Raw genomic sequence first — 12,435 nt, forward strand, 5'->3', positions numbered from 1 at the left:
TAACCACAAGAGGGGCCGGAGAATCTCCGGCCCCTCTCGCGTAGTGGTTACTTGACGGATCCGCCCGCGGCCACGATCTTCTGCTCGGCAGAACCCGAGACCTTGTCGACCGAAACAGTGAGCTTCACGGCGATGTCGCCGTTTCCGAGAACCTTGACCTTCTCGTTCTTGCGAACGGCACCCTTGGCGACGAGGTCGCTGATGGTGACGTCGCCACCCTTGGGGTACAGCTCCGCGAGCTTCTCCAGGTTCACGACCTGGTACTCCACGCGGAACGGGTTCTTGAACCCGCGCAGCTTCGGGGTGCGCATGTGCAGAGGCATCTGCCCACCCTCGAAGCCGACGCGCACGGTGTTGCGAGCCTTCGTACCCTTGGTACCGCGACCAGCGGTCTTACCCTTGGAGCCCTCACCGCGACCGACACGGGTCTTCGCGGTGTTGGCGCCGGGGACCGGACGCAGGTGGTGCACCTTCAGCACGCCGGGGCGGGATGCCGGAGCATCCTTCTTCGGCGCAGCCTTCTTGGCAGCGGGCTTCTTGGCCGGAGCCTCAGCCTTGGCGTCGGAGGCGGCGGCCTTGGCCGGTGCCTTCTTCGCTGCGGGCTTCTTCTCGGCAGCAGCCTTGGGAGCGGCAGCCTTCTTCGGGGCCTTCTCGGCCTCGACGGCGTCGTTCTTCTCAGCCATTAGTCGATCTCCTCAACCTTGACGAGGTGGGCGACGGTCTTGACGTAACCGCGCGTCTGCGCGTCGTCGGGGCGAACGGTGCTGTCGCCGATTCGCTTGAGACCGAGGCTGCGCAGCGTGTCACGCTGGTTCTGCTTCTCACTCACCTTGGACTTGACCTGCGTGACCTTGAGGCGCGAAGCCATCAGGCACCTACCTTCTGTGCGGCGATGGCCTCGGCCTCCGCACGGACGAGACGCGCCGGAGCCACCTGGTCGAACTCGAGGCCACGACGTGCGGCGACCGCACGGGGCTCCTCGAGCTGCTTCAGAGCAGCGACGGTCGCGTGCACGATGTTGATCGTGTTCGACGAGCCGAGGGACTTCGACAGGACGTCGTGGATACCGGCGCACTCGAGCACGGCGCGGACGGGACCACCGGCGATAACACCGGTACCGGCAGCGGCGGGACGCAGCAGAACCACACCGGCGGCCGCCTCACCCTGCACCGGGTGCGGGATCGTGCTGCCGACGCGCGGAACGCGGAAGAAGTTGCGCTTGGCCTCTTCGACACCCTTCGAGATCGCGAGGGGAACCTCACGAGCCTTGCCGTATCCGACACCGACGAGACCGTTGCCGTCACCGACGACCACGAGAGCGGTGAAGCTGAAGCGACGTCCACCCTTCACGACCTTCGAGACGCGGTTGATGGTGACCACACGCTCGAGGAACTGGTTGTCCCCGCGATCGCGCGAGTTGCGGTCACGACCGCCACCCTGGTTGCGATCGCGTCCGCCGCCACGGCGGCCTTCGCGAGCAGGCTCGGCCTGGGTCGTACCGGCGGCCGTCTCAGAGACGACAGCGGCCGCCTCAGGAGCGGCAGCAGCCGTTTCGGTCACTTCGTTCTCCTTGTTGTCACTCACAGTGCCAGCCCCCCTTCACGGGCGCCATCGGCGATGGCCGCGACACGACCGGCGTAGCGGTTGCCACCACGGTCGAACACTGCCTCGGAAACGCCGGCAGCCTTCGCGCGCTCGGCGAGAAGCTCGCCGACCTTGCGGGCCTTGGCGGTCTTGTCACCCTCGAGCGAGCGCAGGTCGGTCTCGAGCGTCGAAGCCGACGCCACGGTGTGACCCTTGCTGTCGTCGACGAGCTGCACGAAGACGTGGCGAGCCGAACGGTTGACGACGAGGCGCGGACGCACCTCGGTGCCGACGACCTTCTTGCGAAGGCGGGCGTGACGACGCGCGCGGGCGTCAGACTTTGACTTGAGAGCCATGGTTACTTACCACTCTTTCCGGCCTTGCGACGCACGTTCTCGCCGGCGTAGCGCACACCCTTGCCCTTGTACGGCTCGGGCTTGCGGATCTTGCGGATGTTGGCAGCTGCCTCGCCGACAGCCTGCTTGTCGATTCCGCTGACGGTGAGCTTGTTGTTGCCCTCGACCGTGAGCGTGATCCCGGCGGGCGGGTCGATCAGGACCGGGTGCGAGAAGCCGAGTGCGAACTCGACCGAGCTGCCCTTCTGAGCAACGCGGTAACCGGTTCCGACGACCTCGAGACCCTTGGTGTAGCCCTGGGTCACGCCGATGATGTTGTTGTTGATGAGCGTGCGGGTCAGGCCGTGAAGCGACCGCGACGCGCGCTCGTCGTCGGGACGGGAGACCAGAATCTGGTTCTCCTCGACCACGACCTCGATGGGGCTGGCCACCGTGAGGGTGAGTTCACCCTTAGGGCCCTTCACCGCGACCTCACGGCCGTCGACCGAAACGGTGACGCCCGCAGGCACGTCGATGGGAAGTCGTCCAATACGCGACATTTCGAATTACCACACGTAGGCGAGAACTTCTCCGCCCACGCCCTTCTGCTCTGCCTGACGGTCGGTGAGAAGACCGGAGGAGGTGGACAGGATGGCCACGCCGAGACCGCCGAGGACCGTGGGGAGCTCCGTGGACTTCGCGTAGACGCGGAGACCGGGCTTCGAGACACGCTTGATGCCTGCGATGGACCGCTCACGGTTCGGGCCGTACTTCAGAGTCAGCGTCAGGTTCTTTCCGACGCGAGCGTCAGAGGTCTCCCAGCCGGCGATGTAGCCCTCCTGCTGGAGGATGGCGGCGATGTTCGTCTTCAGCTTGCTCGACGGCAGGGTCACGGAATCGTGGTGCGCCGAGTTCGCGTTGCGCAGACGGGTCAGCAGATCTGCGACCGGGTCTGTCATTGTCATGGTTTTGTTCCTTTGTTCATGAGGTTCCGGCTGCCGTTACACGACAGACGGCCTGCGATGAGCACGCAATCTTCAATTGTACGTGCACATTGGCGATGAATTCGACAGGCTCAGAAACCCGAGGGTTCCTGAGCCTGTCGAAGGATCACGCCTGTGCGTCTTCCGAGCGGAACGGGAAGCCGAGGTGACGGAGCAGTGCCCGACCCTCGTCATCCGTCTTCGCGGTGGTGACGACGGTGATGTCGAAACCGCGAACCCGGTCGATGCGGTCCTGATCGATCTCGTGGAACACGCTCTGCTCCTGGAGACCGAAGGTGTAGTTGCCGTTGCCGTCGAACTGCTTGCCCGAGAGGCCGCGGAAGTCGCGGATACGGGGCAGTGCGAGCGAGACGAGGCGGTCCACGAACTCCCACGCGCGGTCACCGCGGAGGGTGACGTGCGCGCCGATGGGCTGGCCCTCGCGCAGCTTGAACTGCGCGATGGACTTGCGAGCCTTCGTGACGATCGGCTTCTGGCCGGTGATCTTGGTGAGGTCGTCGACCGCGCCATCGATCACCTTGCTGTCGCGAGCTGCCTCGCCGACACCGGTGTTCACGACGACCTTGACCAGTCCGGGGATCTGCATGACGTTCGCGTAACCGAACTCCTCCTGCAGAGCTTTCTTGATCTCGGCGTTGTACTTCGCCTTCAGGCGGGGCTGGATCTTGCCAGCCACCGCGGCATCGGTGCTTGCCATCAGAGGTCCTTACCTGACTTCTTCGCGAAACGCACGCGGACGTTGCGCTTGACGCCGTCCTTCACCTGCTCCTCGACCCGGTGGCCGACCTTGGTCGGCTTCTTGGTCGAAGGGTCGACGAGTGCGACGTTCGAGATGTGGATGGGAGCCTCGACAGTCTCGAGGCCACCCGTCTTGGTGCCACGCTGCGTCTGACCGACGCGCGTGTGCTTGGTGACGTAGTTCACGCCCTCGACGATGATGCGGTTGCGCTCGGACAGGATCTCGAGGACCTTGCCCTGCTTGCCGCGGTCTCCGCCACGCTCCTGCTTGGCTCCGGTGATGACCTGAACCAGGTCACCCTTCTTGATCTTCGCCATGATTAGATGACCTCCGGCGCCAGCGACACGATCTTCATGAACTTCTTGTCACGAAGCTCACGACCGACCGGCCCGAAGATACGGGTGCCGCGGGGCTCCCCGTCGTTCTTCAGGATGACGGCGGCGTTCTCGTCGAACTTGATGTACGAGCCGTCGGGACGGCGCGTCTCCTTCTTGGTGCGGACGATGACCGCCTTGACGACGTCGCCCTTCTTGACGTTTCCACCGGGGATCGCGTCCTTGACGGTCGCGACGATGGTGTCGCCCAGGCCGGCGTAACGACGCTTGGAGCCACCGAGCACACGGATGGTGAGCAGCTCCTTGGCACCGGTGTTGTCGGCGACCTTGAGTCGGGATTCCTGCTGAATCACTTGGCCTTCTCCAGAATCTCCACCAGACGCCAGCGCTTCGTGGCGCTCAGCGGGCGGGTCTCGTTGATGAGGACCAGGTCGCCGATGCCGGCGGAGTTCGCCTCATCGTGCGCCTTGACCTTCGAGGTGCGGCGGATGACCTTGCCGTAAAGCGGGTGCTTCACGCGGTCCTCGACCTCGACCACGATGGTCTTGTCCATCTTGTCGCTGACGACGTAGCCACGACGCGCCTTGCGGTACCCGCGGGCATCCACATCGCGGACGTCGTGAGCGGCGTGCTCAACCTCGACGGCTGCTTCCTTCTTGGTGGCCATCACTCAGCCTCTTCCTTCACGGCGTCGTCGGCGGAGTCCGCCTTCTTCGCCTTCGACTTGGTCGCCTTCTTCGCCGGGACCTCGACCGGAGCGGGCGTCGCACGGATGCCCAGCTCGCGTTCGCGGATCACAGTGTAGAGACGCGCGATGTCGCGCTTGACGGCGCGGATGCGGCCGTGGCTCTCCAGCTGGCCGGTGGCCGACTGGAAACGGAGGTTGAACAGCTCCTCCTTGGCCTTACGCAGCTCCTCGACGAGGCGCTGGTCTTCGAACGTGTCGAGCTCTGTAGGAGCGAGCTCCTTGGTGCCGATCGCCATTACGCGTCGCCCTCCTCGCGCTTGATGATGCGTGCCTTGAGCGGCAGCTTGTGAATGGCACGGGTCAGTGCCTCGCGAGCGAGTTCCTCGCTCACGCCGGCGACCTCGAAGAGGACGCGACCCGGCTTGACGTTGGCGACCCACCACTCGGGAGAACCCTTACCGGAACCCATGCGGGTCTCAGCAGGCTTCTTCGTGAGCGGACGGTCCGGGTAGATGTTGATCCACACCTTGCCGCCACGCTTGATGTGACGCGTCATGGCGATACGAGCGGACTCGATCTGACGGTTCGTCACGTAAGCGGGCGTGAGCGCCTGGATGCCGAAGTCTCCGAAGGAGACCTTGGTGCCACCAGTAGCCTGACCCGAACGACCGGGGTGGTGCTGCTTGCGGAACTTGACCTTACGGGGGATGAGCATTATGCCGACGCTCCTTCTGCGACAGGTGCTTCGTTGCGCGGCGCGCGGCGACGGTCGCCACCACGGTCGTCGCGACGGGCCTTCGGTGCGTTGGCCTGCTCGCGAGCGAGCTCCTTCGCGGTGAGGTCGCCCTTGTAGATCCAGACCTTCACGCCGATGCGGCCGAAGGTGGTCTTGGCCTCGTAGAAGCCGTAGTCGATGTTCGCGCGCAGCGTGTGCAGCGGCACACGACCCTCGCGGTAGAACTCCGAACGGCTCATCTCGGCGCCGCCGAGGCGGCCGGAGACCTGGATGCGGATGCCCTTGGCGCCAGCGCGCTGCGCGCCCTGGAGACCCTTGCGCATCGCACGACGGAACGCCACACGAGCAGAGAGCTGCTCGGCGATGCCCTGCGCGACGAGCTGAGCGTCAGCCTCGGGGTTCTTGACCTCGAGGATGTTCAGCTGGATCTGCTTGCCCGAGAGCTTCTCGAGGTCGCCACGGATACGCTCTGCCTCTGCACCACGGCGACCGATCACGATACCCGGACGGGCGGTGTGGATGTCGACGCGGACGCGGTCACGGGTGCGCTCGATCTCGATGTTCGAGACACCGGCGCGGTCGAGCTGCGTCTTCAGCAGGTTGCGGATCTTGATGTCCTCGGCGACGTAGTCGGCGTAGCGCTGACCCGGCTTCGTCGAGTCCGAGAACCACCGCGACACGTGGTCAGTCGTGATACCGAGACGGAAGCCGTACGGGTTTACCTTCTGTCCCATTACTTGCTCGCCTTCTTGTTGCTGTCGCCCGTGGCGGCCGGAGCTGCCTCAGGCGTCGAGAGCACGACCGTGATGTGGCTCGTGCGCTTCTTGATCTGGAAAGCGCGACCCTGTGCACGGGGCTGGAAACGCTTGAGCGTCGTGCCCTCGTCGACGTAGGCGTTAGCCACGTACAGGTCCTGCTCGTCGAGGTACTCGCCGTCGCGATCTGCCTTGACCTGCGCGTTGGCCATGGCCGACGCGACAAGCTTGTAGATCGGCTCACTGGCGCTCTGCTGTGCGAACTTCAGGATCGCCAGAGCCTCCTGGGCCTGCTTGCCCTTGATGAGCGCGACGACACGACGAGCCTTCTGAGGGGTCACGCGGATGTGTCGCACGCGTGCGATCGATTCGACCATTAGCGGCGCCGCCCCTTCTTGTCGTCCTTCTCGTGGCCGCGGAAGGTGCGGGTGGGCGCGAACTCGCCCAGCTTGTGACCGACCATGGTCTCGGACACAAACACAGGGATGTGCTTGCGACCGTCGTGGACCGCGATCGTGTGACCCAGCATGGCCGGGATGATCATGGACCGGCGAGACCAGGTCTTGATGACGTTCTTCGTGCCCTTTTCGTTCTGACCGATCACCTTGCGAAGCAGGTGCTCGTCGACGAAGGGGCCCTTCTTAAGACTGCGAGGCATCTTCTCTTACTCCTACTTACGCTTCTTGCCGGCGTTACGACGACGCACGATGTACTTGTCGCTTTCCTTGTTGGCGTGACGGGTGCGACCCTCAGCCTGGCCCCAGGGGGAGACGGGGTGACGACCACCGGAGGTCTTACCCTCACCACCACCGTGCGGGTGGTCGACCGGGTTCATGGCGACACCACGGACGGTCGGGCGGACGCCCTTCCAGCGCATGCGGCCGGCCTTACCCCAGTTGATGTTCGACTGCTCGGCGTTGCCGACCTCGCCGATGGTCGCGCGGCAGCGCGCATCGACGTTGCGGATCTCGCCCGAGGGCAGACGCAGCTGGGCGTAGGGGCCATCCTTGGCGACGAGACGGACCGAGACTCCGGCCGAACGTGCCATCTTCGCGCCGCCACCGGGGCGGAGCTCGATCGCGTGGATGACGGTACCCGTCGGGATGTTCTTCAGCGGGAGGTTGTTGCCCGGCTTGATGTCAGCCCCGGCGCCCGACTCGACGATGTCGCCCTGCTTCAGCTTGTTCGGCGCGATGATGTAGCGCTTCTCGCCGTCGAAGTAGTGCAGCAGCGCGATGCGTGCGGTGCGGTTGGGGTCGTACTCGATGTGAGCGACCTTGGCGTTGACGCCGTCCTTGTCATTGCGACGGAAGTCGATGACGCGGTACTGGCGCTTGTGTCCACCACCGATGTGACGGGTCGTGATGCGGCCCTGGTTGTTGCGACCACCGGTCTTCGAGAGCGGGCGCAGCAGCGACTTCTCCGGCGTCGATCGAGTGATCTCGGCGAAGTCAGCCACCGACGAGCCGCGACGGCCCGGGGTCGTGGGCTTGTACTTGCGAATAGCCATTATTGTCCTTATCCCCCGGGTCAGCCGATTGCCGTGAAGATGTCGATGGTGCCCGACTTCAGGGTGACGATGGCGCGCTTGGTGTCCTTGCGCTTGCCGGTTCCGAAGCGGGTGCGACGAGCCTTGCCGACGCGGTTGAGGGTGTTGACCCCAGCGACCTTGACGCCGAAGATCTTCTCGATGGCGAGCTTGATCTCGGTCTTCGAAGCGCGCGGGTCGACGAGGAAGGTGTACTTGCCTTCATCGATGAGACCGTAGCTCTTCTCGGACACGACCGGCTTCAGGATGATGTCGCGCGGGTCCTTGTTCAGGGCCGTCTGGAGAACAGATGCCTGCTCGCTCATGCGGAGACCTCCTGGTTGGCGCCGGACTTCGAGGCGATGAAGCCCTCGAGCGCGGCCTGGGTGAAGACGATGTCGTCGGAGACGAGCACGTCGTAGGCGTTGAGCTGGTCGAACGTCAGCACGTGCAGGTTCGACAGGTTGCGGATGCTCTTCAGCGTCACATCGTCGCCCCGCTCGATCACGACGAGCACGTTCTTCGACGAGACGACGTTGGTGAGGAAGCTCACCGCGGACTTGGTCGAAGGCGTGCCGTCGATCCCGAAGGAGTCGATGGCGTGGATGCGGTCACCGCGGAAGCGGTCGCTGAGCGCGCCCAGGAGGGCGGCGGCGATCATCTTCTTGGGGGTGCGCTGCGAGTAGTCGCGCGGCTTCGGTCCGTGGACGATGCCACCACCGGTCATGTGCGGCGCGCGGATGGAACCCTGACGGGCGTTACCCGTGCCCTTCTGCTTGAAGGGCTTGCGGCCGGCACCCGAGACCTCACCGCGACGCTTGGTCGAGTGCGTTCCCTGGCGAGCCGCCGCGAGCTGCGCGACGACGACCTGGTGGATGAGCGGGATGTTCGTCTTGGCGTCGAACAGCGCGGCGGGAAGCTCGATCGAGCCTGCCTTCTTGCCGTCTGCCTTGAGGACGTCGAGCGCGAGAGTGGAGTCAGCCATGTTCAGGCACCCTTCACTGCGTTGCGGACATAGACGATGCGGCCACGAGCACCGGGGACGGCGCCCTTGACGAGCAGCAGACCCTTCTCGATGTCGATGGCGTGCACCGTGAGGTTGAGGACGGTCACACGCTCGCCACCCATACGGCCAGCCATGCGCATGCCCTTGAAGACGCGGCTCGGGGTCGACGATGCGCCGATGGAGCCGGGCTTGCGGTGGTTGCGGTGCGAACCGTGCGATGCCGAGACACCCTTGAAGTTGTGACGCTTCATGACACCGGCGAAGCCCTTGCCCTTGCTCGTGCCGACGACGTCGACGAGCTGGCCGGCTTCGAACGTGCCGTCGACCGTGAGCTCCTGACCGAGTGAGTAGTCAGCAGCATCCGCGGTGCGGATCTCGGTGACGTGGCGACGCGGCGTGACGCCGGCAGCCTCGAAGTGAGCCGTGAGGGGCTTGTTGACCTTGCGCGGGTCGATCTGGCCGTACGCGATCTGCACGGCGTTGTAGCCGTCCTTCTCGGGGGTACGAACCTGAGTCACCACGTTGGGCGCGAGTTCGATGACGGTGACGGGGATGAGCTTGCCGCTCTCGTTCCACACCTGGGTCATACCGAGCTTCGTGCCCAGCATTCCCTTGGAAATCTTTGCGTTGATGTCAGCCATGTCGAACCTCAGAGCTTGATCTCGATGTTGACATCGGCCGGGAGGTCGAGACGCATCAGCGAGTCGACAGCCTTGGGCGTCGGGTCGACGATGTCGATCAGACGCTTGTGGGTGCGCATCTCGAAGTGCTCGCGGCTGTCCTTGTACTTGTGGGGCGACCGGATGACGCACACGACGTTCTTCTCGGTCGGAAGCGGCACGGGGCCGACGACGGTCGCGCCCGCACGGGTCACGGTGTCGACGATCTTGCGTGCCGACGAGTCGATGACCTCGTGGTCATACGACTTCAGGCGAATGCGGATTTTCTGTCCCGCCATTGTCTGCTCACTCTCTTTAAGCGTCTTACCGACCTGGGCCGGATGGCCCAGGGGCATTGGACGCACGTCGGCGCTGTTCGCGCCTCGGCACTCGAACGGCTCTCGCGAGTCGATCTGCTGCACCACTGTTCTTCTGTCAGCCCGGACGCCTCTCAGCGACCGGGATGCCGACGTCTGCCGCACATGGCGGAGCCTTCATCGTGAAGGTGTCGGGGGTTGTGTCCTGCTACCCGCGGCCTAGAACCCTGCATTCCCCGGAGGAGACGCCGTCTATGCACTGCCCTGGTAGTGATCCGGCACACGCATAGCGCGCCGAAATGTCGAACCTGTCTATTCTGCCATGGCTGATTTCACTTGCGCAAACCCGGGCGTGTCGCGCGTCGGATGCGCACCATCGAAGGGAGGTTCGTGCCCTCCCCCGCGACCGTCTGCGGCCTCCCCTTCGGGGGCGGATCGGTCGATCAGCGCGCGAACTGCAGGAGGATCGGCGACGTGCAGGAGGAACCGGCGGCATGTCATCCGGCCCCTCGCGATCGTTCCTGCAGGTGGCGGTGAGCCAAAGCGTATCTTGCAGGGCCGCAGCCGCCTGAGTCCCAGGACCGGGAGCGATGGCCGACGCCGAACCCCGATGCCGGTGCGTCCGACGAGACGGCGGCGTCAGGCCGCAGGAGATAGCGGGGCGAGGCATCCCCATGCCTCGCCCCGCTTGGGGAGGGCGTTCAGTGCGAGGGGGCACACCGAACGCGAGGAATCCGGCGTGAAGGGACGCCAGGATCCTCGTTCGAGGGCGCGACGGAGGACCCGCCGCGCGAGCGGGGCGGAACGGCGGCGCACAGACGGCGCGCAACGCACGATGATCCCCAAAATCAGTTCCCCAGTTGTGAGCACGGCGACAGCCGTGCAGCTTCGGTGCTTCGAACCCCTTCGAAGTACCAGGTCGCAAGATCCCCAGGCGACTCAGCACAGTCTACGGGTTCAGCATCACGGATGCGAGCTTCCAGACCAACGAGTCTGCTGCGAGAACGCGGAAGCGGCGACCCACCGCAGTGGATCGCCGCTTCCGTGACGCTCTTGTCGTTCCCTACTCGTTGCCGACAGCCTTGTCGGCACTGTCGCGGATCTCGTCGATCTTGTCCGCAGCCCCCGGCGCGATCTTCTTGGCGAAGTCGGCGACGCCGTCGAGCACCTTGTCGCTGATGTCCTCGGCCTGTTCGCTCTTCACGGCCTCGGCGATCTTGTCCTTGTTCTGCTCGAAGAGATCCTTGCCCTTGTTGACGGCGTCCTCGATACCCATGTCGTTCCCCTTAGCGGTGTGTGCTGCCGACCGTTCAGGTCGATCACCCTCATTGTGCATGCCCGCATCGGCGAACGGAACCCTCAGTGATGATTGCTGCTTCAGAAGTCCCCGCACATCGGCCGTCAACGACAGCAGGGCCGGACCCGAAGGTCCGACCCTGCTGCGAGAAAGCAGATGCTTACTTGATGATCTTCGTGACCGTACCGGCGCCGACGGTGCGTCCACCCTCACGGATGGCGAAGCCGAGGCCCTCCTCCATGGCGATCGGCTGGATCAGCTCGACCGTCACGTCGGTGGTGTCGCCGGGCATGACCATCTCGGTGCCCTCGGGCAGCGTGATGACGCCGGTGACGTCGGTGGTGCGGAAGTAGAACTGCGGGCGGTAGTTCGTGTAGAACGGGTTGTGACGCCCACCCTCATCCTTGGACAGGATGTACGCGGTGCCGGCGAAGTCGGTGTGCGGCGTGACCGAACCCGGCTTGACGATGACCTGACCGCGCTCGACGTCCTCACGCTTGGTTCCACGGAGCAGGAGACCGCAGTTCTCGCCGGCCCATGCCTCGTCGAGCTGCTTGTGGAACATCTCGATACCCGTGACCGTGGTCTTGACGGTCGGACGCAGTCCGACGATCTCGACCTCGGAGTTGATGGCCAGCGTGCCACGCTCGGCGCGGCCGGTGACGACGGTTCCACGACCGGTGATCGTGAAGACGTCCTCGACGGGCATCAGGAACGGCTTGTCCTTGTCGCGCACGGGGTCGGGAACGTTGTTGTCCACGGCGTCCATGAGGTCGAGGATCGACTGCGTCCACTTCTCGTCGCCCTCGAGGGCCTTGAGAGCGGAGACGCGGACGACGGGAGCGTCCTCAGCGAAGCCCTGCGAGGCGAGCAGCTCGGAGACCTCGAGCTCGACGAGCTCCAGGATCTCCTCGTCGTCGACCATGTCGGACTTGTTCAGCGCGACCAGCAGGTACGGCACGCCGACCTGCTTGGCGAGCAGCACGTGCTCGCGCGTCTGAGCCATCGGGCCGTCGGTGGCGGCGACCACGAGGATCGCGCCGTCCATCTGAGCCGCACCGGTGATCATGTTCTTGACGTAGTCGGCGTGGCCGGGAGCGTCAACGTGCGCGTAGTGGCGCTTCGGGGTCTCGTACTCGATGTGCGAGATGTTGATGGTGATACCACGCTGGCGCTCTTCCGGCGCCGAGTCGATGGAAGCGAAGTCGCGCTGCACGTTGGTGTCAGACGGGAACTTGTCAGCAAGCACCTTCGAGATCGCTGCGGAGAGCGTGGTCTTGCCGTGGTCAACGTGACCGATGGTTCCGATGTTGACGTGCGGCTTGGTCCGCTCGAACTTGGCCTTAGCCACTGGGTCCTCCTCAGGACGTCATGTAGAGGTTGCCGGGCACTGGTTTGCGACCGGTTCTCTACGGGTGTGAATCTCAGTTTAGTAGAGAGGGAATGTGAAGT

The 12,435-nt window shown here is 64.6% G+C and carries 22 protein-coding genes; all 22 read right to left on the reverse strand.

Features of this window, described 5'->3' with window-relative positions:
* Positions 1–47: 47 nt before the first annotated feature.
* The 22 genes from rplO to tuf all read right to left on the reverse strand — a co-directional run bounded on the left by rplO (position 48) and on the right by tuf (position 12,334).
* Positions 48–683: a 50S ribosomal protein L15 gene (gene rplO, locus ACIOVG_RS17090; protein WP_363555340.1), complete on the reverse strand. Its 636-nt coding sequence runs from the start codon at positions 681–683 to the stop codon at positions 48–50.
* Complete coding sequence (gene rpmD / locus ACIOVG_RS17095; protein WP_046013417.1) at positions 683–868, reverse strand: 50S ribosomal protein L30; 186 nt, start codon at positions 866–868, stop codon at positions 683–685. Before rpmD ends, rplO begins: the two co-directional genes overlap by 1 nt.
* Positions 868–1,560, reverse strand: a complete 693-nt coding sequence (gene rpsE / locus ACIOVG_RS17100; RefSeq protein ID WP_372491805.1) for a 30S ribosomal protein S5 — start codon at positions 1,558–1,560, stop codon at positions 868–870. The genes rpmD and rpsE overlap by 1 nt, the downstream gene beginning before the upstream one ends.
* A gap of 20 nt (positions 1,561–1,580) precedes the next feature.
* Positions 1,581–1,940: a 50S ribosomal protein L18 gene (rplR, locus tag ACIOVG_RS17105; protein ID WP_029260926.1), complete on the reverse strand. Its 360-nt coding sequence runs from the start codon at positions 1,938–1,940 to the stop codon at positions 1,581–1,583.
* Between the two features lie 2 nt (positions 1,941–1,942).
* Entirely contained in the window at positions 1,943–2,479 is a 537-nt protein-coding gene (rplF, locus tag ACIOVG_RS17110; RefSeq protein WP_400876099.1) for a 50S ribosomal protein L6, read from the reverse strand.
* A 6-nt stretch (positions 2,480–2,485) separates the two neighbouring features.
* Positions 2,486–2,884, reverse strand: coding sequence for a 30S ribosomal protein S8 (rpsH, locus tag ACIOVG_RS17115; RefSeq protein WP_141870966.1), 399 nt, complete (start codon positions 2,882–2,884; stop codon positions 2,486–2,488).
* A gap of 145 nt (positions 2,885–3,029) precedes the next feature.
* Positions 3,030–3,620 (reverse strand): 50S ribosomal protein L5, encoded by a 591-nt coding sequence (gene rplE / locus ACIOVG_RS17120; protein WP_400876103.1) that lies wholly within the window; start codon positions 3,618–3,620, stop codon positions 3,030–3,032.
* Positions 3,620–3,979 carry a 50S ribosomal protein L24 gene (gene rplX, locus ACIOVG_RS17125; RefSeq protein WP_141870964.1) on the reverse strand — a complete coding sequence of 120 codons (360 nt, stop codon included), beginning with the start codon at positions 3,977–3,979 and terminating at the stop codon, positions 3,620–3,622. Before rplX ends, rplE begins: the two co-directional genes overlap by 1 nt.
* Before the next feature lie 2 nt (positions 3,980–3,981).
* Positions 3,982–4,350, reverse strand: a complete 369-nt coding sequence (gene rplN / locus ACIOVG_RS17130; RefSeq protein WP_045278746.1) for a 50S ribosomal protein L14 — start codon at positions 4,348–4,350, stop codon at positions 3,982–3,984.
* On the reverse strand, positions 4,347–4,664 hold the full coding sequence (gene rpsQ / locus ACIOVG_RS17135; RefSeq protein WP_400876108.1) for a 30S ribosomal protein S17: 318 nt from the start codon (positions 4,662–4,664) through the stop codon (positions 4,347–4,349). Before rpsQ ends, rplN begins: the two co-directional genes overlap by 4 nt.
* On the reverse strand, positions 4,664–4,981 hold the full coding sequence (gene rpmC / locus ACIOVG_RS17140; RefSeq protein WP_105526205.1) for a 50S ribosomal protein L29: 318 nt from the start codon (positions 4,979–4,981) through the stop codon (positions 4,664–4,666). The genes rpsQ and rpmC overlap by 1 nt, the downstream gene beginning before the upstream one ends.
* Positions 4,981–5,400 (reverse strand): 50S ribosomal protein L16, encoded by a 420-nt coding sequence (gene rplP / locus ACIOVG_RS17145; RefSeq protein WP_136055200.1) that lies wholly within the window; start codon positions 5,398–5,400, stop codon positions 4,981–4,983. The genes rpmC and rplP overlap by 1 nt, the downstream gene beginning before the upstream one ends.
* Complete coding sequence (rpsC, locus tag ACIOVG_RS17150) at positions 5,400–6,155, reverse strand: 30S ribosomal protein S3 (RefSeq protein WP_017201587.1); 756 nt, start codon at positions 6,153–6,155, stop codon at positions 5,400–5,402. Before rpsC ends, rplP begins: the two co-directional genes overlap by 1 nt.
* Complete coding sequence (gene rplV / locus ACIOVG_RS17155) at positions 6,155–6,553, reverse strand: 50S ribosomal protein L22 (RefSeq protein ID WP_045278749.1); 399 nt, start codon at positions 6,551–6,553, stop codon at positions 6,155–6,157. The genes rpsC and rplV overlap by 1 nt, the downstream gene beginning before the upstream one ends.
* Positions 6,553–6,834 (reverse strand): 30S ribosomal protein S19, encoded by a 282-nt coding sequence (rpsS, locus tag ACIOVG_RS17160; RefSeq protein ID WP_045278750.1) that lies wholly within the window; start codon positions 6,832–6,834, stop codon positions 6,553–6,555. The genes rplV and rpsS overlap by 1 nt, the downstream gene beginning before the upstream one ends.
* Positions 6,835–6,846: 12 nt before the next feature.
* Complete coding sequence (rplB, locus tag ACIOVG_RS17165) at positions 6,847–7,686, reverse strand: 50S ribosomal protein L2 (protein WP_141870961.1); 840 nt, start codon at positions 7,684–7,686, stop codon at positions 6,847–6,849.
* A 20-nt stretch (positions 7,687–7,706) separates the two neighbouring features.
* Entirely contained in the window at positions 7,707–8,030 is a 324-nt protein-coding gene (gene rplW / locus ACIOVG_RS17170; RefSeq protein ID WP_017829206.1) for a 50S ribosomal protein L23, read from the reverse strand.
* On the reverse strand, positions 8,027–8,689 hold the full coding sequence (rplD, locus tag ACIOVG_RS17175; protein WP_400876114.1) for a 50S ribosomal protein L4: 663 nt from the start codon (positions 8,687–8,689) through the stop codon (positions 8,027–8,029). Before rplD ends, rplW begins: the two co-directional genes overlap by 4 nt.
* A gap of 2 nt (positions 8,690–8,691) precedes the next feature.
* Positions 8,692–9,351, reverse strand: coding sequence for a 50S ribosomal protein L3 (gene rplC / locus ACIOVG_RS17180; protein ID WP_247631098.1), 660 nt, complete (start codon positions 9,349–9,351; stop codon positions 8,692–8,694).
* Between the two features lie 8 nt (positions 9,352–9,359).
* A complete protein-coding gene (rpsJ, locus tag ACIOVG_RS17185) occupies positions 9,360–9,668 on the reverse strand; it encodes a 30S ribosomal protein S10 (protein WP_030147986.1) in 309 nt (102 codons plus the stop codon).
* A 1,081-nt stretch (positions 9,669–10,749) separates the two neighbouring features.
* Positions 10,750–10,962: a hypothetical protein gene (locus ACIOVG_RS17190; protein WP_045278754.1), complete on the reverse strand. Its 213-nt coding sequence runs from the start codon at positions 10,960–10,962 to the stop codon at positions 10,750–10,752.
* 181 nt (positions 10,963–11,143) lie between these two features.
* Positions 11,144–12,334: an elongation factor Tu gene (gene tuf, locus ACIOVG_RS17195; RefSeq protein WP_400876119.1), complete on the reverse strand. Its 1,191-nt coding sequence runs from the start codon at positions 12,332–12,334 to the stop codon at positions 11,144–11,146.
* Positions 12,335–12,435 lie beyond the last annotated feature (101 nt).

Source organism: Microbacterium sp. NPDC087591 (assembly GCF_044743625.1).
Classification (GTDB): Bacteria; Actinomycetota; Actinomycetes; order Actinomycetales; family Microbacteriaceae; genus Microbacterium.

Excerpts from the sequence above, each read along its gene's own strand:
- rplV (WP_045278749.1), bottom strand. The coding sequence starts at position 6,553 with ATGGTCGAATCGATCGCACGCGTGCGACACATCCGCGTGACCCCTCAG.
- rpsQ (WP_400876108.1), bottom strand. The coding sequence starts at position 4,664 with ATGGCCACCAAGAAGGAAGCAGCCGTCGAGGTTGAGCACGCCGCTCAC.
- rplX (WP_141870964.1), bottom strand. The coding sequence starts at position 3,979 with ATGGCGAAGATCAAGAAGGGTGACCTGGTTCAGGTCATCACCGGAGCC.
- rplB (WP_141870961.1), bottom strand. The coding sequence starts at position 7,686 with ATGGCTATTCGCAAGTACAAGCCCACGACCCCGGGCCGTCGCGGCTCG.
- rplE (WP_400876103.1), bottom strand. The coding sequence starts at position 3,620 with ATGGCAAGCACCGATGCCGCGGTGGCTGGCAAGATCCAGCCCCGCCTG.
- rplR (WP_029260926.1), bottom strand. The coding sequence starts at position 1,940 with ATGGCTCTCAAGTCAAAGTCTGACGCCCGCGCGCGTCGTCACGCCCGC.
- rpsH (WP_141870966.1), bottom strand. The coding sequence starts at position 2,884 with ATGACAATGACAGACCCGGTCGCAGATCTGCTGACCCGTCTGCGCAAC.
- rplF (WP_400876099.1), bottom strand. The coding sequence starts at position 2,479 with ATGTCGCGTATTGGACGACTTCCCATCGACGTGCCTGCGGGCGTCACC.
- rpmD (WP_046013417.1), bottom strand. The coding sequence starts at position 868 with ATGGCTTCGCGCCTCAAGGTCACGCAGGTCAAGTCCAAGGTGAGTGAG.
- rplD (WP_400876114.1), bottom strand. The coding sequence starts at position 8,689 with ATGGCTGACTCCACTCTCGCGCTCGACGTCCTCAAGGCAGACGGCAAG.
- ACIOVG_RS17190 (WP_045278754.1), bottom strand. The coding sequence starts at position 10,962 with ATGGGTATCGAGGACGCCGTCAACAAGGGCAAGGATCTCTTCGAGCAG.
- rpsS (WP_045278750.1), bottom strand. The coding sequence starts at position 6,834 with ATGCCTCGCAGTCTTAAGAAGGGCCCCTTCGTCGACGAGCACCTGCTT.
- rpmC (WP_105526205.1), bottom strand. The coding sequence starts at position 4,981 with ATGGCGATCGGCACCAAGGAGCTCGCTCCTACAGAGCTCGACACGTTC.
- rplW (WP_017829206.1), bottom strand. The coding sequence starts at position 8,030 with ATGAGCGAGCAGGCATCTGTTCTCCAGACGGCCCTGAACAAGGACCCG.
- rplO (WP_363555340.1), bottom strand. The coding sequence starts at position 683 with ATGGCTGAGAAGAACGACGCCGTCGAGGCCGAGAAGGCCCCGAAGAAG.
- rplC (WP_247631098.1), bottom strand. The coding sequence starts at position 9,351 with ATGGCTGACATCAACGCAAAGATTTCCAAGGGAATGCTGGGCACGAAG.
- rplP (WP_136055200.1), bottom strand. The coding sequence starts at position 5,400 with ATGCTCATCCCCCGTAAGGTCAAGTTCCGCAAGCAGCACCACCCCGGT.
- rpsC (WP_017201587.1), bottom strand. The coding sequence starts at position 6,155 with ATGGGACAGAAGGTAAACCCGTACGGCTTCCGTCTCGGTATCACGACT.
- rpsJ (WP_030147986.1), bottom strand. The coding sequence starts at position 9,668 with ATGGCGGGACAGAAAATCCGCATTCGCCTGAAGTCGTATGACCACGAG.